At 67.0% G+C, this 21589-nt stretch carries 19 protein-coding genes; 7 read left to right on the top strand and 12 right to left on the bottom strand.

Annotation, left to right across the window (positions count from 1 at the left end):
• The first annotated feature begins 134 nt into the window (after positions 1-134).
• From gnd to B5D62_RS24655, 7 genes are read left to right on the top strand one after another with little or no spacing between them, the layout of a single operon-like run.
• Positions 135-1109 (top strand): phosphogluconate dehydrogenase (NAD(+)-dependent, decarboxylating), encoded by a 975-nt coding sequence (gnd, locus tag B5D62_RS24625; RefSeq protein ID WP_085936704.1) that lies wholly within the window; start codon positions 135-137, stop codon positions 1107-1109.
• A gap of 34 nt (positions 1110-1143) precedes the next feature.
• A complete protein-coding gene (gene zwf, locus B5D62_RS24630) occupies positions 1144-2676 on the top strand; it encodes a glucose-6-phosphate dehydrogenase (protein ID WP_085936840.1) in 1533 nt (510 codons plus the stop codon).
• Positions 2673-3521, top strand: a complete 849-nt coding sequence (locus B5D62_RS24635) for a Cof-type HAD-IIB family hydrolase (RefSeq protein ID WP_085936705.1) — start codon at positions 2673-2675, stop codon at positions 3519-3521. Before zwf ends, B5D62_RS24635 begins: the two co-directional genes overlap by 4 nt.
• Positions 3518-4192, top strand: coding sequence for a ribulose-phosphate 3-epimerase (rpe, locus tag B5D62_RS24640; protein WP_085936706.1), 675 nt, complete (start codon positions 3518-3520; stop codon positions 4190-4192). Before B5D62_RS24635 ends, rpe begins: the two co-directional genes overlap by 4 nt.
• On the top strand, positions 4189-4917 hold the full coding sequence (pgl, locus tag B5D62_RS24645) for a 6-phosphogluconolactonase (RefSeq protein ID WP_085936707.1): 729 nt from the start codon (positions 4189-4191) through the stop codon (positions 4915-4917). Before rpe ends, pgl begins: the two co-directional genes overlap by 4 nt.
• A complete protein-coding gene (rpiA, locus tag B5D62_RS24650) occupies positions 4914-5603 on the top strand; it encodes a ribose-5-phosphate isomerase RpiA (RefSeq protein ID WP_085936708.1) in 690 nt (229 codons plus the stop codon). The genes pgl and rpiA overlap by 4 nt, the downstream gene beginning before the upstream one ends.
• Positions 5600-6352, top strand: coding sequence for an ROK family protein (locus B5D62_RS24655; protein WP_085936709.1), 753 nt, complete (start codon positions 5600-5602; stop codon positions 6350-6352). Before rpiA ends, B5D62_RS24655 begins: the two co-directional genes overlap by 4 nt.
• Before the next feature lie 8 nt (positions 6353-6360).
• Here the strand turns inward: B5D62_RS24655 and B5D62_RS33510 are convergent, their stop codons facing one another.
• The 12 genes from B5D62_RS33510 to B5D62_RS24715 all read right to left on the bottom strand — a co-directional run bounded on the left by B5D62_RS33510 (position 6361) and on the right by B5D62_RS24715 (position 21539).
• On the bottom strand, positions 6361-7629 hold the full coding sequence (locus B5D62_RS33510; RefSeq protein ID WP_170921114.1) for a right-handed parallel beta-helix repeat-containing protein: 1269 nt from the start codon (positions 7627-7629) through the stop codon (positions 6361-6363).
• On the bottom strand, positions 7626-8990 hold the full coding sequence (locus B5D62_RS33515) for a hypothetical protein (protein ID WP_170921115.1): 1365 nt from the start codon (positions 8988-8990) through the stop codon (positions 7626-7628). Before B5D62_RS33515 ends, B5D62_RS33510 begins: the two co-directional genes overlap by 4 nt.
• Positions 8987-10183 carry a glycosyltransferase gene (locus B5D62_RS24670; RefSeq protein WP_170921116.1) on the bottom strand — a complete coding sequence of 399 codons (1197 nt, stop codon included), beginning with the start codon at positions 10181-10183 and terminating at the stop codon, positions 8987-8989. The genes B5D62_RS33515 and B5D62_RS24670 overlap by 4 nt, the downstream gene beginning before the upstream one ends.
• A 19-nt stretch (positions 10184-10202) precedes the next feature.
• Positions 10203-11615 carry an undecaprenyl-phosphate glucose phosphotransferase gene (locus B5D62_RS24675; protein ID WP_085936713.1) on the bottom strand — a complete coding sequence of 471 codons (1413 nt, stop codon included), beginning with the start codon at positions 11613-11615 and terminating at the stop codon, positions 10203-10205.
• Positions 11616-11695: 80 nt separating this feature from the next.
• A complete protein-coding gene (locus tag B5D62_RS24680) occupies positions 11696-12928 on the bottom strand; it encodes a glycosyltransferase (protein WP_085936714.1) in 1233 nt (410 codons plus the stop codon).
• Entirely contained in the window at positions 12909-14129 is a 1221-nt protein-coding gene (locus tag B5D62_RS24685; protein ID WP_085936715.1) for a glycosyltransferase, read from the bottom strand. Before B5D62_RS24685 ends, B5D62_RS24680 begins: the two co-directional genes overlap by 20 nt.
• On the bottom strand, positions 14129-16432 hold the full coding sequence (locus tag B5D62_RS24690) for a GumC family protein (RefSeq protein ID WP_170921117.1): 2304 nt from the start codon (positions 16430-16432) through the stop codon (positions 14129-14131). The genes B5D62_RS24685 and B5D62_RS24690 overlap by 1 nt, the downstream gene beginning before the upstream one ends.
• Positions 16433-16443: 11 nt before the next feature.
• Positions 16444-17091 carry a polysaccharide biosynthesis/export family protein gene (locus B5D62_RS24695; RefSeq protein WP_170921118.1) on the bottom strand — a complete coding sequence of 216 codons (648 nt, stop codon included), beginning with the start codon at positions 17089-17091 and terminating at the stop codon, positions 16444-16446.
• Between the two features lie 83 nt (positions 17092-17174).
• Positions 17175-18644 (bottom strand): mannose-1-phosphate guanylyltransferase/mannose-6-phosphate isomerase, encoded by a 1470-nt coding sequence (locus B5D62_RS24700; RefSeq protein WP_085936718.1) that lies wholly within the window; start codon positions 18642-18644, stop codon positions 17175-17177.
• A 73-nt stretch (positions 18645-18717) separates the two neighbouring features.
• A complete protein-coding gene (locus tag B5D62_RS24705) occupies positions 18718-20178 on the bottom strand; it encodes a sensor histidine kinase (RefSeq protein ID WP_170921119.1) in 1461 nt (486 codons plus the stop codon).
• Between the two features lie 49 nt (positions 20179-20227).
• Entirely contained in the window at positions 20228-21040 is an 813-nt protein-coding gene (locus tag B5D62_RS24710) for a response regulator transcription factor (RefSeq protein ID WP_085936720.1), read from the bottom strand.
• The gene (locus tag B5D62_RS24715; protein ID WP_085936721.1) at positions 20973-21539 is read right to left on the bottom strand and encodes a hypothetical protein; all 567 of its coding nucleotides are present in this window, start codon (positions 21537-21539) and stop codon (positions 20973-20975) included. The genes B5D62_RS24710 and B5D62_RS24715 overlap by 68 nt, the downstream gene beginning before the upstream one ends.
• Positions 21540-21589 lie beyond the last annotated feature (50 nt).

Consider the following 21589-nt stretch of genomic DNA (forward strand, 5'->3'; position numbering starts at 1 on the left):
GCTGAGAGTGGGGGCGGCGTTGTGTGTTGACCATAAGGACCGTGTCATCCCGAGCGCAGCGAGGGATCTTTGGTCGGGGAGAAGGGTCGGCCCCGAACGGAGTGAGGGATTTTTCAATCAGGACGGAGAGCAAGATGCAGCTTGGCATGATCGGCCTTGGCCGGATGGGCGGGAACATCGTGCGGCGTCTGACGCGAGCCGGACATGAATGCGTGGTGTTCGACCAGAATCCGGCGACGGTGAAGTCTCTCGTTGGCGACAGGATCCACGGTGGCTCGAACCTGCCGGATCTGGTGAAGCGGCTGGCCAAGCCGCGCACCGTGTGGGTGATGCTCCCTGCCGGGGAGATCACCGAGCAGACCGTGAACGAGCTCGGCAGCCTGCTCGAGAAAGGCGACACCATCATCGATGGTGGCAATGCCTTCTTCCACGACGACGTTCGCCGCGCCCGGGCGATGAAGGACAAGGGCATCCATTACATCGACTGCGGCACTTCGGGCGGCGTGTGGGGACTGGAACGCGGCTACTGCCTCATGATCGGCGGCGAAAAGGAGGTCGTCGATCGGCTCGACCCGATCTTCGGCGCGCTGGCGCCGGGCACGGGCAGTATCGAGCGCACGCCGGGACGCGAGAAACGCGATCCCCGCGTCGAGCGCGGTTATCTCTATTGCGGACCAAGCGGCGCTGGCCGCTTCGTGAAGATGGTCCATAATGGCATCGAGTACGGCATCATGCAGGCCTACGCCGAGGGGTTCGAGATCATGCAGAAGGCGGCGTCGAAGGAAGTGCCGGCCGAGCGGCGCTATCAGCTCGACCTGGCCGATATCGCCGAGGTCTGGCGGCGCGGCAGCGTGATCAGCTCGTGGCTGCTCGACCTCACGGCGATGTCATTGGCGCAGGATCCGACGCTGGCCAACTTTTCGGGCGTGGTCGAGGATTCGGGCGAGGGACGCTGGACGGTGAATGCCGCGGTCGAGGAAGCAGTGCCGGCCGACGTGCTGTCGGCGGCGCTCTATGCCCGCTTCCGCTCGCGCGATCCGCATGCGACGGCGAACAAGCTCCTTTCGGCCATGCGCCATGCCTTCGGCGGACATATCGAGCCAAAATGAGAGACTCCTACCCAATGAGCCAACTCCGATGAGCATGGTTAACGTCGATACCGCGCGGCCGGCGCCGCCCTGTGTTCTGGTGATCTTCGGCGCCACCGGGGACCTGACGCGGCGCCTGCTGGTGCCGGCGCTGCGCAACCTGCGGCGCGACGGCATGCTGTCGCCAAACTTCGCGCTGGTCGGTATCGCCTCGCGCGACATCGGCGACCAGGGGTTCCGCGATCATCTGCGCAAGGGCATGGAACAGTTCCAGGCCGGGACCGGCGGCAGCGATATCGACTGGTTCGCCGAGCGTGCCCACTATCTCGCCGGCAAGTTCGAGGATCCGCAGACCTTCGAGGCGCTGGCCAGGAAGATCAAGGAGATCGAGGCGGCGCAGCATACCGGCGGCAACGTGCTGTTCTATCTGGCGACGCCGCCCAGCGAGTTCGAGATCATCATCAATCAGCTCGGCAAGGCCAAGCTGACGCGCGAGGCGCGTGGCCAGTGGCGGCGGGTCATCATCGAGAAGCCGTTCGGCCACGACCTGCCGTCGGCGGTGGCGCTCAACAAGGAAATCCTGAAGACACTCGACGAGAAGCAGATCTTCCGAATCGATCACTATCTCGGCAAGGAGACGGTGCAGAACATCCTGGTGTTCCGCTTCGCCAACGGCCTGTTCGAGCCGCTGTGGAACCGCCAGCATATCGATCACGTCCAGATCACTGTGGCGGAGACCGTGGGCGTGGAGCAGCGCGGCCGTTTCTACGATCGCACCGGCGCGCTGCGCGATATGGTGCCGAACCACCTGTTCCAGCTCCTCGCGCTGGTGGCCATGGAGCCGCCGAGTTGCTTCGCCGCCGATGCCATGCTGACGGAGAAGGCCAAGGTGCTCGATGCCGTCCATCGCTTCAGCCCCGAGGATGCGCACCGCAACGTGGTGCGCGGCCAGTACGGCGCGGGCGTGGTCGGCGGCAAGGAGATCGTTCCCTACCGCGAGGCGCCCGATGTGCCGCCGCGCACCGCGACCGAGACCTATGTCGCCATGAAGCTGGCCATCGACAACTGGCGCTGGGCCGGCGTGCCGTTCTATCTGCGCACCGGCAAGGCGCTGGCGCGGCGGCGGACGGAACTCACGATCCAGTTCAAGCAGGCGCCGCTGGCGTTGTTCCGCGATACGCCGGTCGAACGATTGCCGCCGAACGATCTCACCCTGCATATTCAGCCGGACGAGGGCATGACGCTGCGCTTCGGTGCCAAGGCGCCGGGCCCGGCGATGCGCATCGATGGCGTCGACATGAAGTTCAATTACGAGGATGCGTTCCGGTCGCCGCCGCGGACCGGCTACGAGACGCTGGTCTACGACTGCATGACGGGCGATCACTCGCTGTTCCAGCGTGCGGATACGATCGAGGCGGGATGGCGGGTGGTGCAGCCGGTGCTCGATGTCTGGAAGGAGAATGGCGGGCCCAAGCCCGAGACCTACACCGCCGGCGGTGCCGGGCCGGAGGCGGCCGACGAGCTGCTGGTGCGCGATGGTCGGCGCTGGCGCTCGATCACCGGCCAGTCCTGGGCGGACGGCCGATGAGCGCGAGCGGAACGGCAGCGAAGCCGAAGCGCATCTCGGCGCTGATCTCCGATGTCGACGGCACGTTGGTGACGCACGACAAGGTGCTGACCGATCGTACGCGGCAAGCCGTGCAGGCCCTGCAGGCGCGCGGCCTGGGCTTCGCCATCGTCAGTGCGCGGCCGCCGGAAGGCATGCGCATGTTCGTCGAGCCGCTGAAGCTTGCCTCGCCCATCGCCGGCTTCAACGGCGGCGCCTACGTGAAGCCTGACCTGACCCTGATCGAGGATCGCACGCTGGATCCCGAGGTGGCGCGGCGCACGCTCGGCCTTCTCGAGACTCAGGGCGTCGATGCCTGGCTGTTCAGCGAGGGCCGCTGGTTCGTGCGCAACCCCAACGGCCCGAAGATCGCGCGCGAGGAGCATACGGTTCAGTTCGCGCCGACCGTCGTGCCGGAGTTCGGCACCGCGCTCGACAAGGCGCACAAGCTGGTCGGTGTGAGCGAGGATTACGATCTGCTGGCGCGCTGCGAGGCCGAGGCGCAGGCGATGCTGGGCGCTGCCGCCTCCGCAGCCCGCTCGCAGCCCTACTATCTCGACGTCACGCATCCCGAGGCCAACAAGGGCACGGCGGTGCGGCGGCTGGCCCGTCTCATGGGCGTGCCGCTGGAAGAGGTGGCCGTGATCGGCGACGGCCGGAACGACATCGCCATGTTCGCGCAGTGCCCGTTCAGCATCGCCATGGGCAATGCCAGCGACGAGGTGAAGGCGAAGGCACGCTACGTCACCGCCTCCAACGAGGAGGACGGGCTTGCCCAGGCGATCGAGCGCTATCTGCTGTCGGCCGGCGCGGAGAGCGCGGCGTGACACAGCGTTCCGTCCTGGTTGCGCCGTCGATCCTGTCGGCCGATTTCGGACGGCTGGCGGAGCAGGTGAGAGCGGTCGATGCCGCCGGCGCCGACTGGATCCATGTCGATGTCATGGACGGCCGCTTCGTGCCCAATATCAGCTTCGGACCGGTGGTGATCGAGGCGGTGCGGCGCGCGACGCGGAAGCCGCTGAACGTGCATCTGATGATCGTCGAGCCGGAGCGCTATCTCGATGATTTCGCCAAGGCCGGCGCCGATCATCTGCTGGTGCAGGCGGAGCCGTCCTCGACCATCCATCTCCATCGGGTGCTGTCGCGCATCCGCGACATGGGCAAGAAGGCCGGCGCCGTGCTCGATCCGGCCAGTCCGCTCGAGCTGGTGGAGTATGTGCTGCCGCTTTGCGATATTCTCCTGGTGATGACGGTCAATCCGGGATTCGGCGGGCAGAAGTTCCTGCCCGCGATGCTGCCCAAGATCCGCAAGCTGCGGGCGCTGTGCGATGCGCAGGGACTCGATCCAGTGATCGAGGTCGATGGCGGCCAGAATTGCGAGCATGCCGGCGAGGCGGTGGCGGCTGGCGCCAACGCCATCGTTGCCGGCTCGGCGATCTTCGGCGCCTCGGACTATGCCGCTGCCATCGCTTCCATCCGCGCGGGACGCTGCCCATGACCGGTCCGATCCTCGACATTCAATCCGATGCGGAAGCTTTGGCCGCGCATGCCGCGGACTGGCTGATCGAGCGGGCCGCGAGCAAGAGCGGTCCCTTCGCCGTCTGCCTGTCGGGCGGCTCGACGCCGCGCCGCCTCTATCAGCTTCTGGCCGCCGCACCCCGTCGGGCCCGCTTTCCCTGGGAGCGGACGCACTGGTTCTGGGGCGACGAGCGCTTCGTGCCGCACGACGATCCCGCCAGCAACTACCGCATGGTCCGCGAGGCCATGCTGTCGCACGTGCCGGTGGCGGCCGATCACATCCATCCGATTCGAACCGAGGGGATGGATGCGGCGGCGGCCGCCGCGGGCTACGAGGCGACGCTCAAGACATTCTATGGCACCGACAAACTCGATCCCGGCCGGCCGCTGTTCGACGTCGTGCTGCTGGGGCTCGGCACCAATGGTCATACCGCGTCGCTGTTTCCCGGCATGAGGGTGCTGCAGGAGCGGCAGCGCTGGACCGGCGTCATGACCGATCGCGAGGCCGGTACGCGCATCACGCTCACCTATCCCGCGCTCGAAAGCAGCCGCGAGGTCGCCTTCCTCGTGGCCGGCAGCGACAAGCGCACGGTGCTGGAGAAGGTGCTGGCGGGCGATCCGGCCCAGCCCGCCTCGGCGGTGCGGCCGCAGGGCACGCTGCGCTTCCTGATCGATCGCGCGGCCGCGCCGGCGGACCGGTTGTGACCGCACCGGACCGGTCGATCCTGAAGCGGGCCGCGGCGGTACGGGCGGTCGGCGAGGTGCAGGACGGCATGGTGATCGGCCTCGGCACTGGCAGCACGTCGGCCTTCGCCATCGAGGAGTTGTCGCGACGCGTGGCGGCCGGGCTCAAGATCGTGGGCGTGCCGACCTCGGAGCGCACGCGGCTGATGGCCCAGCAGCAGGGCGTTCCCCTGCTCAAGCCCGGCGATCGGCCGCGGCTCGATCTCACCATCGATGGCGCCGACCAGGTGGAGCGCGGCAGCCTCGACCTCGTCAAGGGCGCGGGCGGGGCATTGCTGGGCGAGAAGATCGTCGCCAGCGCCAGCGACCGCATGATCGTGATCGTCGACGACTCGAAGATCGTCGAGCGCCTCGGCAAGGCGACGCCGCTGCCGGTGGAGATCGTGTCGTTCGGCTGGCGCTATACGGTCGACCGGCTGACCGCGCTCGGCCTGCGGCCGCACCTGCGCCTGGTCGACGGCAAGCCGTTCGTGAGCGATGCCGGCAACCACATCGCCGACTGCCATATCGACGAGATCGCCGATGCCGCAGGGCTGGAGGCGGAACTTTCGAGCCTCGTCGGCGTCGTCGAGACAGGTCTGTTCCTCGGCCTGGCCTCGACGGTGATCGTCGGGCGGCCGGACGGCATCGAGGTGATGCAGCGATGAAGCCCAACGACGGCGGTCCCTATACGCTGTCCATGGATATCGGCGGCAGCGGTCTCAAGGCCTCGGTGCTCGACCGCAACGGCCACATGATCGTCGATCGCGTGCGGGTGGCGACGCCGCGCAACTGCCGGCCGCATCAGATGGTCGATCTCCTGGTCGAGCTGGTGAAGCCGCTGCCGGCCTACGACCGCATTTCGATCGGGTTTCCCGGCGTGGTGCGCAACGGCGCGGTGCTGACGGCGCCGCACTTCCATCGCGAGGACTGGCCCGGCTTTCCCCTGCAGCAGACCCTGGCCGATCGGCTGGGCAAGCCGGCACGGCTCTCGAATGACGCCGAGATCCAGGGTCTCGGCATCATCGCCGGCCATGGGCTCGAGGTCGTGCTGACGCTGGGCACCGGCGTCGGCAGCGCGGTCTTTGCCGGCGGCCGCATGACGCCGCACCTCGAACTCGCCCATCACCCGATCCACCGCGACGACACCTACAACGATTATCTCGGGGCTGCGGCCTTCAAGAAGTGCGGGTCGAAGAAATGGAACCGGCGCGTCTGCAAGATGATCGACATCGTGCAGACGCTGCTCAACTACGACACGCTCTATCTCGGCGGCGGCAACGCCGTCAACGTCAAGGCCAAGCTGCCGGACAACGTGAAGATCGAATCCAACGACATGGGCATCATCGGCGGCATCAAGCTGTGGAACGACGCCGTGTGGCAGTCCGCCCGCGACATCGGGCACGGCGGCGAATAGGGCCCAGGCTAAACCGTCGAGCCGTCGTCGTCGGAGGCGGGCGTGCCGTTCTTGAGGCGCAGCTTGCCCTTCTGGTCGACCCACAGCCGATAGGGGCCGAGCTGGACGAGGTTGGCGCTCTGCCAGTGCGCGCCGAAGCGCACGCCGCCCGAGCCCTCGGCCGAGATCTCGAGACCCTCGAAGCCGTTCAGGTATTCGACGCTGCCGCTGGGCGCGATGATGGTGGCGCGGGCCTTCTTCTCGCCGCCGATCAATGCCAGCCCAGCGCCCTTGGCCTGCGCATCGCCGCTGCCGGTGCAGCCGATCATGGTGAACTGCGACACGACATAGGCCTGGATCAGGCGCCGCTGCTTGAACATCGAGTAGGCGGTGCAGCCGATCAGGGTGCCGAAATTCTGCAGGTAGATGCCCGACCCGCCATGCGCGAAGTCGGGTGCGCTTTCGTGGTTGTTCTCGAAGCCGCAATTGGACAGCAGGGTGCAGCCATTCTCCGCGACGAGCCCTTCCTTGCCGTTGAGCAGGAAATAGCAGCCGTGGAAGGCGACGTCGTAGCAGCCATGGACCATGGCGGCGCCGTACTGGCCGTTCTGGCCGAACACCGAGCCGAAGACATGGATCGCCGACAGGATGCCGGCGCGCGAGCCGTGGGCGAAGCTGGCGCCGTTGCGCTTGTTGTCGCGCAGATAGACGTTGATGAGCTGGCCCTCGAACACGTTGCCGACCAGGCGTATCCCGTCGCCGCCCACGCCCTGGACCACGATGTCGCGCAGGCAGAAATTGTAGAAGTAATGATCGTTGTGCTCGCACTCGATATAGACGCCGTGGCCTTCCTTGCCGGAGCCGAGGATGTCGAGGCCTTCGAGCGTGAAGAAGCGCACCGTCGACCGGCAGACCAGTTCGAGCACGTTGCCGCCGCCGGCGATCGCCGATTGCAGCCGCGCGCCATGAGCCAGGAGTCCGAAATGCCGGGTGATGTTGCCGCGGTCGCCTTCCGGCGGCGTGATGCGCAGCGGGCGGGTCACCTTGTAGGTGCCGGGCGGGAGCAGCAGGAAACCCGGACCGTCCGGGGCGAAGGCGGCATCGAGCGCCGACTGCAGCGCCATGGTGTCGTCGGCGGTATTATCGCCGCGAGCGCCGAACGTGGCGGCCGACAGCATCTGCCGCGCCGCGGGCGGTGCCTGTTGCTTCTGCTGGGCCAGGGCGAGGCCCGGCAGCGCCGCCAGCGCCGCGCCGGCGCCGAGCCCCAGCAGCGCGCGTCGGCCGTCGTCGGCTGTCACAGCGCCGACCGGGCGAACTGCGGATAACGTCGGCGGACGAACCATGGCTCTGTCCTCCCTCTCGGCATCGGGACGTCTTCCTCGGCCTCGGCCCGTGCCACCATCACCGATGCCGCGGCAGCGATGAGCAGGACCGCCCAGGTCTTGGGGCCGACATAGGCGCCCGAGGCTTGGCCCAGAATCGCCCACACGCTCCAGCAATAGAGGATGCTGGCCGCGCCCAGCCAGCGCAGCCACAGGCTCAGCCCGGCCGTGACGACGACGCCCCAGACCAGGCCGAGATAGATCCAGTGCTGCCAGAAATAGTTGGTGATGACGTCGGCGACCTTGGGAATGCGCCAGGCCGACGAGAACGAGGCCGAGTTCATGTAGACGTTCATCACGTCGCTGGCGATCGAGAGCTCGCCGGTCAGGCCGGAGCCGGCCCACGGATGGTGGCGGAACATGTCGAAGGCCAGCAGCATCGGTCCCGTGAAGCGGTAGAAGAAGCTGGCATCCTGGCCGGCCTGGAGCTGGTGCAGGCGCGCCGCGAACAATGTCTGTCCGACCACCACGGCCACCAGCACGACCAGGCTCGACACGATCGCGGCGCCGAACATGCGCGAGACCGAGGCGCGGCGCGCGCCGCCGGCCAGAAACATGATGTAGGGGATCGCCAGCAGCAGCATCAGCATCAGCGTCGGCCCCGGCAGCACCACCAGGGCCATCGCGACCAGACCGAAATAGATCGCGAACTTCCAGCGCGAGCGGCTGACCACCAGCCATATCGAGCTGTACTGGGTGTAGGCGAAGGTGACCGCCGACGGCTCCGAGGTGAAGAGCTTGGGCCGGATGCGGCCATAGAGCAGCTCGTCGCGCCGATCCGCGTCATAGACCGCGCCGGCGTCGTAGAGATGCTCCCGCACCTTGTCGCTGAGCGCGCGCAACCCGCCATATTCCTCGAGCAGGCAGCCGATGATGATGAAGACGCAGAAGCCCAGCAGGATCGCCGCGATCTGGTCGCGATCGCCGCTGGTCATCGTCATGAACATCGCATAGCCGATCACCAGCGAATAGACGAGCTGCAGCAGGCCGGTGAAGCGTTTGGGAAGAAAGGTGAGGTCGGCGGCCGACAGGATCGAGGCGAGGTACAGCCCGACCACGAGCAGCAGGCCCGCCAGCTCGCGTGACTGGAGCTGGTCGCGCCGGCGCCACAGCATCAGCAGGCCGGCGACGCCCGACGGGGCGCAGGTGAGCGGGATGGTGCTGGTGATCTGCAGCGAGACGCCGAGATAGAGCCCGACGAGATAGAGGACGAACAGGGCGGTATCCAGCGCGTCGAGGCGGCGACGCGCTCCGCTCAGGGTGGCAGCGAAGCTCATGGCGCCGTGATCACCGACAGGATCTGTCGGCCGCGGCTCGCCCACTCGAAACGGTCGCGGCAGGCCAGATAGGCCCGTTCCTGCAGGCGATTGAGCCGCTCGACATCGTCGATCGCCTCGAGCACGCCATGCGCCAGGGCGCGGTGATCGGGGAACAGCATGACGCTGTCATTGTGGATCAGCGGCACGCCAGCGAACGATCCCGACAGCGCGAAGACGGGAATCCGGTTGAAGACATATTCCAGTACCTTGAGCTTGAAGCCGCCGCCGTTGCGCTCGGGCACGATGGCGATGCGGGCCTGGTCGAGATAGGGCAGGAGATCGGGCACCGTGCCGGTGAAGGCGGTGGCGTTGGTCCGGCGCCGAAGCTGCTCGAGGAAGGCCTCGTCGGCGCTGCCCACCGCCTGCAGCTCGACACCCTGTTCGGCGAACAGCGGATCGGCCACGTCGACGAACTCCTCGAGGTTCATGCGCTTGGCGATCCAGTCGAAGGAGCCGACGATCACCGCGCGGCGCGGCAAATCGGCCGCGATCCGTCGCTCGGCGAGCCGGCGGCCGCGATAGCCCGGCGTGATCACGCCCATCGGCTTGTCGTTGCGCCGGCGCCGATAGAGCTGCAGGTCCTCGGGCGTGATGGCGGTGACGAAGTCGACCGCGTCGACCAGTTCCTGCTCCAGCCGCGAGACCTTGGCGGCGTCGAGGCGCACGGCCTGGCGGCGCAGGAACGGACGTTGGCTTTCGGCCACCTGCGCGCGCAGGCTCTCCTCGTGATTGTGCGAGACGTAGATAAGGCGCGGCCGATTCGTGCGGCTGCCATAGTGCTCGCGCACCTGCTCGAGCGCCCAGCCCACCGAGATGCCATCGAAGACGATGCCGTCCCAGTTGCCCTTGTTCAGCAGGTCGCGCAGCTGGCGGCGCATGCTGGCGGTGCGGCCGCGATAGGCGATGTGCGGGAGGCGCGAGGCCAGGCTGCCCCAGCGCGACTGCGTCGGATCGAGCGGGTCACTGGGCAGCCACCACACGACGTGCTCGTCGCGCGCGCCGTTGTTGCGCGACGATTCGGGACGCCGAAGGCCCAGCACCTCCACTTCGCCGCCCGCCGCCGCCACCGCATCGATCAGCCCGCCCGAATAGACGTACTGACCGTTGTGCTGGGGCTCGGGGTCGGCAAGCGTCAGCCACAGGCAACGCACCGGCCGGCGATCCTTTGGGTCAGAAGGCGTGCTGACCGGTGAAACCGCCGAAGATGGTACGGAAGATGATCTTGAGGTCGAGGAGGATCGACCAGTGCTCGATGTAATAGAGGTCATGCTCGACGCGCTTCTTTATCTGTTCAACGGTGTCCGTCTCACCGCGCCATCCGTTGATCTGGGCCCAGCCGGTAATGCCGGGCTTAACGCGATGGCGGGCGTCGTAATATTTGACGGCATCCTGATAGAGGAGGGTGCCGGCCTTGGCCGACAGGGCGTGCGGACGCGGACCGACGATCGACATCTCGCCGCGCACGACGTTCAGGAACTGCGGCAGCTCGTCGAGGCTGGTGCGCCGCAGGAAGGCGCCGACGCGCGTGATGCGCGGATCGTTGCGCCGCGTCAGCTGCTCGGCGTTGACGTCGGTCTTGTCGGTGAACATGGTGCGGAACTTCCACACCTCGATCAGCTGGTTGTTGAAGCCGTAACGCTTCTGCCGGAAGAACACCGGACCGGGGCTGTCGAGCTTGATCAGGATGGCGATCGCCAGCAGCAGCGGCGAGATCAGGCTCAGGATCAGGCCGCCCAGCAGGCGGTCCTCGACGGCCTTGGCGACCCAGCGCCAGTCGCTCAGCGGCCGGTCGATCGCGTTCAGGAAGGTGTGGCCGGCGACATGGCTCACCTGCACCTCGCCCAGGCGAAGGCCGAAGGCGTCGGGGCACAGGCGCACATTCACCGGCACCAGGCACAGGCGGTTGAGCGTGTCGACCAGCTGGCGGTCCGCCGACAGCGGCAGCGCCACGATCACGGTGTCGATGTGAAGCTGGCGCGCATCGTTCACCAGGTCGTCGACGGTGCCGCGGATCGGATGTCCCATGCACAGGCGCGGCAGTTGCGCGGCTTCGTCGTCGTAGACGCCGACGATGCGCAGGTTGCCGTTGCGTCCGGCGAAATCGCGCAGCAGGCGCTGGGCAATCGGGCCGGCGCCGACGATCGCCACGACCTCGCCGAGGCGGCGGTTGCGGCCCCAGTGCAGCATGCGGCGCCAGAGCACGACGCGAGCGACGGCCATCAGCGTCAGCGCGCCCGAGAACCAGGCGGCGGCCCACGGTCCGTCGGCCGCAGTGACCGGCTCGAACAGCCGCGTGGCCAGGAACAGCACGCCGACCGTGCACAGCCAGCCGATCAGAAGGCGCGTGATCGAATTCTCGAGGCGCGCGAAATCGGCGAAGCGATAGGCGCCGGCGAGATGCATGAAGTTGATGCCGACGATGGTGCCGAGCAGCACGACGAGGCCGGCCAGATGCCAGTCGACGGCCGAGGCATCCCAGTGCATCGCAACGACTCCGGTGCCGAAGATGGCGGCGGTGTCGAAGATGGCGAGAGTGCGCGTGACGATCGCTTCGGAAACGGTCCGACCACCGTTGATGCTCATGTGGGAGACGCTCCTTGTTGAAGCGATTCTCGCGACTCGCCGACTAAAGTGTTGTGATCAAAGTGGGACGCCCGCGTTGGTCACACGGAAAGCACAAGCGAGGCGAAGCGATGCGGCGTCTGCGCCGTGGCGAATCGCGTCGCCGCCGGCAGATCGATGAAGCTGGCTGGCCCACGCTCGACCATGCGCGCGATCTCGTACGCAAGCCGCGACGGATCGCAGCAGTCGACCGAGACGCCGAGCCGATGCTCGCGCGTCAGTCGTCCGACCAGGCCGTAATCCTGCGCCAGCACCGGCCGGCCGTTCAGCGCCGCCCACAGCAACACGCCGCTCGACCCGACGAAGCGCTGATAGGGCGCGAGCACGACATCGCTGCGGCGCACGAGGGCCGCGAGCTCGCCGCGGCCGAGTCGTCGGTCCTCGATGCGAACCCACAGATCGGGTTGTTGCTGCGCCAGCGCCTGCAGGCGGCGGTCGAGCTGCGGCCGCAAGTTCGGATCGACCTTGCCGGCGAACAGCACGGCGATGCGCGAGGTGATCTCGGAGGGCAGCAGCAGCAAGGCATCGAGCACCGCCAACGGTCCCTTGCGCTCGGCGAGATAACCGAACAGCAGGAAGCCGACGCGGCCCGCCGGCACGAAGTCGCCGGCATTGTCGCTGCCGCTGGGCTCGACCGGCGGATGCGCGGGATCGGGCAGCGCGCTCACCTTGCGGCCCTGACGATAGTGATCGCGCGCATAGTCGGGGAAGAACGGATCGAGCGACAGGATGCGCTCGACCGCCGGATTGCGCAGCATCAGCCGGTACAGGATGCCCTTGCGCAGGTCGCGCAGGAACTCGCCGACGCGGCGGCGGTACGGCCCGATCTCGGCATAGTGCACGGAGGGGCGGAACAGGATGCCGGACAGGCCCTTGCCGTCGGCGCCGAGCCCGAAGGCGAGCGGCAGCGTCAGCAGGTCGATGGTCAGGAAGAAGCCGTGCTGCGCACCGGTCTTGCGCAGGTACTCGCGCATCGTGCGCCAGCGCGCGAAGCCGGCCCTTGCCAGCGGCCGCGCCGTGCAGCGCCGGCATTCCTCGGCCGACAGCGGCGCGAAGTGGATACGATCGGTCGCGCCCGGCGGCAGGACGCGGGCCAGCGACTGGCAGAGGGCTTCCGGCGCCACGAACCAGAGCTCGGTGTCGAGGCCTTCGTAGGCCACGAACAGCATCAGATGCTCCAGCCATTCGTGTGAATGGCCTTCGGCTTCGGGTTCGAAGATCAGGAGTTTGGGCGCCGCCGCTGCGGCGCCGAGCTCATCGGGCGACCAGGGCATCGAGTCGCTTCAGGAAATTGCCGAGGATACGCGGCTTGGCATAGTGACGTTCGACGAAGGCCCGACCGTTGCGGCCGAGTTCGTGGCGCAGCCTCTCGTTGTCGGCGAGTTTGACGACCGCCTCGGCGAAGGTGGACGGGTCGTTCGGTGGCACGCACAGGAAGGCATCGCTCTGCCGCTGCAGATGCCACAGAGTGCTGTTGGGCAGGGCGGTGGCGACGAACGGGCGTCCCACCGCCATGATATTGTAGACCTTGGACGGCACGGCGAAGGCGGCGGCCTGGGGGTTCTGCGGGACCAGGTGAATGTCCCCGGCGCACAGGGCGCGGGCGAGATCCTCGTTGGGTCGCAGTTCGGCCAGCTTGACGTTGCCGAGCCGGCGCTGGGCGATCTCGGCAGCCAGCGCCTCGACCTGGTTGCCGTTGCCGCGCAGCTCGATCTCGATCTCGGGCCGCTGGAGTGCCAGCTGCTCGGCCATCTCGACGACCTGGCCGAGTCCCTGCTTGCGACCGAGATTGCCGCTGTAGAGGACTTTCACCACCGAACGGGTCTCGGGTTCGATCGGCTGGATATGGTCGGTGTCGACCCAGAGCGGCACGACCTCGATCGGCGTGGTGACGCCGATGCCGCGCAGCTGGTCGCGCATCTCCTCGGACAGGACCACGACCAGGTCGACGCGATTGAGCATCAGCCGCTCGGCCGCCCGCATCACCGCGCCCAGCCGGCCCGACCCCATGCCGAGACGCTCGGCCAGGCCCGACTGGATATCGTGCACGATCGCCACGCACAGGCCGCCGCGCTGACGCGCGGCCAGGCCGAGCGTGACGCACAAAATCGAGGGACAAAGCGCCAGCACCACGGGATGGCGACTGACCCGACCCGACGCGAGGGCGCCAAGACCGCGCACCAGGAAATCGGCTTCGTTGACGATGCGCCATAGGGCCGAGGCATTGCGAGGCGCGCCGGAGCGCACGCGCTCGACCGTCACCGATCCCACCGTCTCGCGCTTGCGACGGCCGTCGCGGTAGCCCGGGAATACCTCGGGGCTGGGATAGTGCGGCAGGCCGCTCAGCACCGTGGTCGGCCGCCCATGCCGCGCCAGCCATTCGGCGATGTCGCTGGTGAAGGGCGCGGAGCCGATCAGCTCCGGCCAGAAGTACCGCGTGACGAAGAGGGTGGACGGCGCGCTTTCCATGGCCATCAGCCGTAGGTCGCCTTGATCGGCCGCGAGTACTCGTAGAACGGATCGCGATGGCCGTAGCGGCGATACTCCCGTGAGACCACGCGCGACAGCACCACGCCCGCGACGTCGCCCTGCGCGTCGATGATCTGCTTCAGGGCCTCGAACACGGCGTCCTGGCGCGTATAGCCCCAGCGCACCACGAACACGACCTTCTCGACCAGCCGCGACAGGGCCAGCACGTCGGCGGTCACCAGCGCGGGCGCGGTGTCGAGCACGACGAAGTCGTAATGCGGCGTCAACGCCTCGATCAGCTGGCGCATGCGGTCGGAGCTCAGCAGATGCGCCTGGTTCGGGCTCCAATTGCCGGACGGCAGCACATCCACACCCGACAGCGCGTCGTGATAGATGAGGTCGTCGAGGACGACCGACTTGTCGCCCAGCAGGCTGGCCAGCCCGTCGCGGTTGGAGCAGCGGAAGATCTGGTGCAGGCGCGGGCTGCGCCAGTCGCAATCGATCAGCAGCACCCGCCGGCCGTTGCTGGCCAGCAGCCGCCCGAGCGAGGCCACCATCACCGACTTGCCTTCCGAGGGCGTGGCCGAGCTGAACAGCATGGTGCGCGGCGAGGAGGCGGCCTGGGACAGCTCGACGCCGATCTGCACGCGGCGCAGCGCCTCGCTGTAGGGCGAGGTGGGATGCCGCAAAACCTGCATCGCGGGCGGAACGCGGCTCGACAGTTGCGGCACCATGGCCAGCACCGGCAGGCCGGTCAGCGCCTCGACCTGCTCGGCGCGCCGAAAGGTATGGTCGCTGCTTTCTCGCAGCAGGGCGACGGCCGAACCGAGCAGGAAGCCGCCGACCAGGCCGAGGAAGGCGATCAGCGTCTTGGGCGGATAGCTGGTCGCCGCGGGCGGGGCGGCCGGGGAGACCAGCTTGGCGTCGGCCTGCAGGATCGCCTCGGCGCCGGTGCTCTGCTTGGCGCGGTTCAGCATCGCCTCGAGCAGGTTGCGGTTGACGGCGGAGTCGCGCTCCAGCGCCTCGAGCTGGATCGAGGCGTCGTTGACGGTGCCCATCTTGGACTTGAGCTTCTCGAAGTCCTGGCTGACCGCCTGGAAGCGGGCATCTGCGGCGCGCGCCTCGCGGGCGAGACCGTCGACCGTCTTGGCGATTTCGGCCGCGATCTTGGCGCGGGCGTTGCCGACCTCGGCGCGGGCATTGATCATGGCCGGATAGCGCGGCCCGTACATCGCCGACATCTCGGCCATGCGCCGCTCGGCATCGGCTTCCTGCTGCTTGAGCGAGGCGATCAGCGGCGAGCGCAGCACCTCGGGGACGCTCTCGTTGCCGAGTCCGCTCTTGCTGACGGCCTGGGCCTCGGCCAGCCGCGATTCGGCCTCGGCCTTGGCGGTCTGCGCGGTGATCAATTGCGAATTCAGTTCGGTCAACTGCTGCGCTGTGACGTTGTTGTTGGCGCTCTTGTAGAGACCGTGCTGGCGGCGATAGTCCTCGACCGCCTGGTCGGACTTGCGGACCTGGTCGCGCAGCTCGTTGATGCGGTTGAGCAGGAACTTGTCGACCTTGTCCATGGTCGCGATCTTGTCGGCGCGCTGGTAGTCGAGATAGGTCTTGGCCAGCGTGTTGGCGAGCGAGGCCGCCATGTTGGGATCCTGCGCGTCGGCCTTGACGCTCAGCACATAGGAGCGGCCGAGCAGCGACACGTCGATATGCGACAGCAGGATGTCGATCAGCATGTTCTCGCGCTGGGTGAGCGCTTGATCGGGCGGCGGCGTGCCCTCGGCGGGATGGCTGTGCAGCCCGCTCAGCCAGGCGCTGACGCTGGCTGGCAACAGCGCCTTGAGGCTGAAGTTGCGGGCCCAGAAGGACGGCTTCTGCAGTTCGGGATTGAAGGCGGGATCCTGGTCGAGATGGAGCTTGTCGATCACCTGCTTGGCCAGGGTGCGCGATTGCAGGACGAAGCTTTCGTTCTGCACGCGCTCCGCGTCGGGATTGGCGTCGGTGAGGATTGCCTCGGCATTGAACACGCGCGGCGACTGAACGCCCACCTGCACGCGGGCTTCGGCGACGTAGTAGGAGGGCAGCGACCACGCTACCGCGGCCGCGATGCCCCCCGCCACGATCGTACATACCGCGATCGTCCGCCGGTGCCGCCACAACTTGCGCAGAGTCTCGATCAGCCCTTCGTCCGTCTGCATCTGCGGCCGGACGACCGGCGCAGGCATGGGCGTGGGAATGAAACGCTCGGTCGTGGGCACAGACCGCAGCGACGGACGCCGCTGCGGCAGACGCGGATAATCGTCAGGCATGTGTGCTACCATTAAAAATATCGTTCGCGAACGATGACCGTATCTCCGGGTTGGATCTGGCTCTCCTGGCTGCCGGCAACGCGAACGATCTCGCCGTTGACGCGCCGCTTGATCCAGAACTTCGACATGTTGGCCCGATAAGTCTCGCCGCCAGCCGTGGCGACCGCCTCGAGCAGTGTCATATCGGTGACGTAGGGATAGCTGCCGGGCCGCTGCACCTCACCGACCACATAGAACGGCCGCCGGGTCGCGACTTCGACGCTGACGCTGGGATTGTGCATGTATTCGGGGTCGAGCTTGTTGGCGATGGCGCGCTGCAGGTCGCGCGGCGTCATGCCGTTGGCGTCGACATTGCCGATCAGCGGGAAGGCCAGAACGCCGTTGCCGTCGAGCTGGAATTCGCCGGTCAGGTTGGGCTGGCCGAAAACGATGATGCGGGTGCGGTCGTTGGGACCGAGGCGGTAATCGGCGGCGCTGGTCCCGCTGCTCTTGCCGCCCTTGCCGCCGTTGGTGGGGGCGAGATTCAGGCTGCCGCTGGCGGTCGAATTGTCGGGCACGATCGGGGTGGGATCGCTGTCGGCGCAGGCGCCGAGCGCGAGCAATGCCGCAAAGATGCATCCACACAACAATCTACTGGACAGAGTTGAACCGGTCGACATGGTGTAACCTCCTGAAGGACGAAGCATGAACCCTAAACGCACGCCGGATGAGTCGCTGTGACCAATCCGGGACACAAAGAGTTTCAGGCGCGGCCGTATGTATCTTCGACACGCACGATATCGTCCTCGCCGAGATAGGGCCCCGACTGCACCTCGATGAGCTGCAGCGGCACCTTGCCGGGATTCTCGAGCCGGTGTTCCGTGCCGATCGGGATGTAGACCGACTCATTCTCCCGCACGAGCATGCGCTCCTCGCCCCGCTGCACCATGGCGGTGCCGTGGACGACGACCCAATGTTCGGCGCGGTGGTAGTGCTTCTGCAGGCTGAGCTTGGCGCCTGGCTTCACCGTGATGCGCTTCACCTGGAAGCGCGAGCCGGCGTCGACCGTGCGGTAATGGCCCCACGGGCGATAGCCAGTCGTATGCTGATCCGGTTCGGTGCGGTTGCGCTTGCGCAGGGTCGTCACCAGGCCGGAAACCTTGGTCGCCGAGTCGGCGTCCGCCACCAGCACGGCGTCGTCGGTGGCGACCACGATCACGTTGTCGAGGCCGACGGCCGCGACCAGCTTGCCCTCGGACCGGATGTAGGAGTTGCTCACGCCGTCGGCGAGCACGTCGCCCAGCAGGACGTTGCCGTCGCCGTCGCAGCGGCCGATCTCGTGCAAGGCGTGCCAGGAGCCGACATCGCTCCAGGCCATCTCGACCGGCACGACGGCGGCGCGGTTGGTGTGCTCCATCACCGCATGGTCGATCGACAGCGACGGCGCCTCCGCAAAGTGGGTGCCGCCGAGGCGGAAGAAGACGAGATCCTCCTTGCCGTCCCGGACAGCACGCTCGCAGGCGGAGAGCATGCCCGGATTGATGCGCGCCAGTTCATCGAGATAGGCGCGGGCCGACAGCAGGAAGATGCCGGCATTCCAGTAGAAGGCGCCGCTTTCCAGGAAGCGCTCGGCGGTCGGGCGATCGGGCTTCTCGACGAAGCGATCGACCTCGAACACGCCCTCGGCCTCGGGCAGCGGACGTCCGCCATGGATGTAGCCGTAGCCCGTGTCCGGCCGCGTCGGCTTCACGCCGAAGGTGACGAGCCGGCCGGCCTGGGCAGCGGCCAGCCCCTGCATGACGGCACGATGGAAGGCGGACGGATCGGCGATGACGTGGTCGGAGGGCTGCACGAGCATCAGGGCATCGGGATCGCGGGCGAGCAGCCACAGCGCCGCGGCGGCAATGGCCGGACCGGTGTTGCGCGCATGCGGCTCGAGCAGGATCGCCTGCGGCGGGATGCTGACCTCGCGCAGCTGATCGTCGACCAGGAAGCGATGCTCGTCGTTGCAGATGAGCAGCGGCGGGGCGAAGCCCACGTCGGCGAGGTTACGGGCGGCCGTCTCCTGGAGAAGGGTGCGCTCCGTGACGAGCGGCAGGAGCTGCTTGGGGTATGCTGCACGCGACAAGGGCCAGAGGCGCGTCCCCGCGCCGCCGGACAAAATCACGGGGTGAATCTGCGCAGACCCCTGCTGCTGAAACTTGGCGAGACCGGTGTCTGTGAGTGCGTCCATGCTGCGAAGCTATGGAGCGCCACTCGCATGGGCCAGTGATTAAATTGTGCTTTGCACACTGCAACAAACGATATCAGTCGCCATTGCGTGGCAGCACGATGGCAATCGAGAGTCCGCCGCCGATTCGATTGGTAGCGCGCACCTGTCCGCCCAGCGCCTCGATGTTGCGTCTCACCATCCAGAGACCGAGGCCGGAGTGCGGCGGCCGGTCGCCGTTGGCAGTGTTGGGGCGTGACGAGAAGTAGCGTTCGAAGATGCGATCGATCTTCTCGTCGGGGATTCCCGGTCCCTCATCATCGACCTGGAGCTCGACCCAGCGATCGCCTTGCGTGAGCGTGAGCACGATGGTGCCGCCGCGTGGCGAGAAGCTGGTGGCGTTCTCGAGGATGTTCTGGAGCACGATCTCGAGCATGCCCTTGCCGGCCTCGACCCACACATCGTCGTCGAGGCGACGGATCAGGCGGATGTCGTTGGCCGCCAGGATCTCGCGGAAGTTGAGCGTCGCCTCGCCCACGATCTGCGTGAGATTGGTCGGCACGCGTGGCGCTTCGATCAGGTCGGCGGTGTTGTTGTCGAAGCGTTGCGCCGCCAACACGAGGCCGAGCAGGCGGGCCAGCGAGGAATCGATGATTTCGATGGCGCGGCGGGCGCGCTGATCTTCCTGCGGCACGGCACGGCGGACCGGTGCCAGCGACGACTGGATGGCGGCGATCGGCGTCTTGAACGAATGGGCGTTGTCCTCGGCCGATTGCCGGATCTGCTGCGACAAGCGCTTGAGGTCGATGACCAGCTTGTCGAAACCGCGCGCGACGCTGGCGAGCTCGGGCACGACATTGCGATGCGAGAAGGCGTAATCGCCGATACGGCCCAGGCCGATCTCGGTGGCGACGTCGCGGAAGCGGCGCAGGCTGAGCCAGATGCTGACCGCGGCGAGTACTGCGAGCACGGCGAGCACGAGATAGATGACGGCCGCCACGCGCACGGCCCGCGTTTCCCAATAGGGCCGGCCGATCGAGGTGTTGAGGAATTCCGAGGTGGTGTGGGTCGAGGTCAGGACCCAGCAACCGCTCTTGGCCTTGATCGGAATGATCGAGGTCAGCAGTTCGACCTTTCCGGTGGGCTGCGTGTAGCGGATCTCGTCGGAGGTCTCCCACATGCAGGCTTCGCCGAGCTTCTTCAGGATGCCGCGATGGGCCAGCTCGTCGAGCTCGGGAACGACGTCGTCGGGGCGGATCGCGGGAGAGGAGGCGACGAAGTAAAAGCCGGTGCTGCCCTGTTCCTGGCCGGGTTGGGCCGCGGGCTGCAGCATCAGCTTCAGCACGGTGCCGTCGCTGGTGTATTTGCCGAGCTCGGCATTGAGCAGGGCCGCGGTGGTCACGTCAGCCTTCTGCAGGACCGGCGTCAGGGCATAGCCGATCAGCTTGCTGCGATCCTGGATCGCGCGCGTGACCAGCTCGCGCATCTGCCGGTCGGCGCTTTCGAACTGGCCGTAGAGCACGATCGGCAGGGCGATGAAGATGCCGACCAGCGCCACGAGCTTGAGGGTGAGCGACGCGCCGAACTGGCGCGCCGTGTCCCGCCAGTTACGCGGCTGAACCCGTGGAGCTTCCCCAGCGGTAACCGAATGAGGGGTAATTCTCGATGGCGTCGAAGTTGGGATCGATGAGCCGGAACTTGTTTCTGATGCGCTTGATCGATGAACGGACATTGGTTCGATAGCCATGTTCGCCGCTCCCAGCGATGAAGCCGACGTGATGCATGCAGTCGTAGACGGCCCGGTACGTCACGTGGTTTCCGATATTGGAGGCGAGCAGTCGCACGATGTTGAATTCGGTCAGCGTCAGATTGACGTCGACATCGTCCCAGTAGGCCCGGCTGACGCGCGGCTTCAGCATCAGCCGGCCGCAATGCAGGGTCTCGTCGACGGTGAGTTCGCGCGGCCGCTTCGACGACTCGACGATCAGGCGCAGCCGCTTGGCAAGGATGGGAACGCCGCGCGACTTGTCGACGAAGTCGAGCGCACCGCGGTCGAAAGCCAGGTTCTCGTGGCTGAGCGACGTGCGCCCGGTCAGGAACACGACCGGAAGCTGGATGCCCTCACGCCGCAGCCGCGGCAGCAGGTCGATGCCGGCGAGCGACGGCAGGCCCCAGTCGAGCACGATGACGTCGGCCGAGAGATTGCCCTCGGCGATCGAGCCCAGCATCTCGGCGCCGTCGGAGAAGCTCGTGACCTCGAAGCCGAGATCCATCAGTTCGGCCGAGGCGGCTTCGCGGAAGTCGTCGTCGTCGTCGACGAGGATGAGACGAACGCGACTGTCGGCAACGTCATCACCGGGATTGGCCACGGGACCTGAGTTGACCCAGGCAGGCCCGACTTCCTTCATCGGTGCTGTCATCGTTCTTTACCTCGTAGGCAAGGGTTGCGAACTGGCGCGTCTGGACATCCGGGTAAAGCTGAACGTCCAGTGAGCACTTCCCGTCCCGATAGCGCCAAGTCTTGCCGGGCGCCCGTTCCTCCACTGTCGTTGGTGGGCCGAACAGGGCTTTGACCTCGCCCTCGCTCTTGCCGATGAGATTGATGGATGCCTGGTCCGAGGACGGATCCTTCGCGGGATCGGTCTTGACGTCGGGGCCGGAGGTGGCCGAGGCGGTCGACGTATTCGTGCTCGAGGTCGAAGCGGCGGGTGCGCTGGTCGCCGCTGCCTGGTTCGAGGTCGAGGGACGCGAGGTCGCGGGCGCGGTGGGTCGGGCCGCGGTCTGCTTCGGCGTCTTGAAGGGGTCGGAGGAGACGAGGCGATTCAGGTCGTTGCGGGCGCTCTGCACAACCTCGCAACCGGACAGGAACAGCAAACAGCCGGCTGCCAGGGTCTGCATCGCCAGACTCTTTGTCGTCATCCAATTGCTCTTTCCCCGCACACCGCCGACGGATGAAACGCCAGCAACGG

It is taken from the genome of Enhydrobacter aerosaccus (genome assembly GCF_900167455.1).
In the GTDB taxonomy this organism is placed as follows: Bacteria; Pseudomonadota; Alphaproteobacteria; order Reyranellales; family Reyranellaceae; genus Reyranella; species Reyranella aerosaccus.

Bases quoted from the DNA above. Each gene is read 5' to 3' on its own strand.
- gnd (WP_085936704.1), top strand. From the start codon at position 135: ATGCAGCTTGGCATGATCGGCCTTGGCCGGATGGGCGGGAACATCGTG.
- zwf (WP_085936840.1), top strand. From the start codon at position 1,144: ATGGTTAACGTCGATACCGCGCGGCCGGCGCCGCCCTGTGTTCTGGTG.
- B5D62_RS24635 (WP_085936705.1), top strand. From the start codon at position 2,673: ATGAGCGCGAGCGGAACGGCAGCGAAGCCGAAGCGCATCTCGGCGCTG.
- pgl (WP_085936707.1), top strand. From the start codon at position 4,189: ATGACCGGTCCGATCCTCGACATTCAATCCGATGCGGAAGCTTTGGCC.
- B5D62_RS24655 (WP_085936709.1), top strand. From the start codon at position 5,600: ATGAAGCCCAACGACGGCGGTCCCTATACGCTGTCCATGGATATCGGC.
- B5D62_RS33515 (WP_170921115.1), bottom strand. From the start codon at position 8,990: ATGAGCTTCGCTGCCACCCTGAGCGGAGCGCGTCGCCGCCTCGACGCG.
- B5D62_RS24675 (WP_085936713.1), bottom strand. From the start codon at position 11,615: ATGAGCATCAACGGTGGTCGGACCGTTTCCGAAGCGATCGTCACGCGC.
- B5D62_RS24680 (WP_085936714.1), bottom strand. From the start codon at position 12,928: ATGCCCTGGTCGCCCGATGAGCTCGGCGCCGCAGCGGCGGCGCCCAAA.
- B5D62_RS24685 (WP_085936715.1), bottom strand. From the start codon at position 14,129: ATGGCCATGGAAAGCGCGCCGTCCACCCTCTTCGTCACGCGGTACTTC.
- B5D62_RS24690 (WP_170921117.1), bottom strand. From the start codon at position 16,432: ATGCCTGACGATTATCCGCGTCTGCCGCAGCGGCGTCCGTCGCTGCGG.
- B5D62_RS24695 (WP_170921118.1), bottom strand. From the start codon at position 17,091: ATGTCGACCGGTTCAACTCTGTCCAGTAGATTGTTGTGTGGATGCATC.
- B5D62_RS24700 (WP_085936718.1), bottom strand. From the start codon at position 18,644: ATGGACGCACTCACAGACACCGGTCTCGCCAAGTTTCAGCAGCAGGGG.
- B5D62_RS24710 (WP_085936720.1), bottom strand. From the start codon at position 21,040: ATGACAGCACCGATGAAGGAAGTCGGGCCTGCCTGGGTCAACTCAGGT.
- B5D62_RS24715 (WP_085936721.1), bottom strand. From the start codon at position 21,539: ATGACGACAAAGAGTCTGGCGATGCAGACCCTGGCAGCCGGCTGTTTG.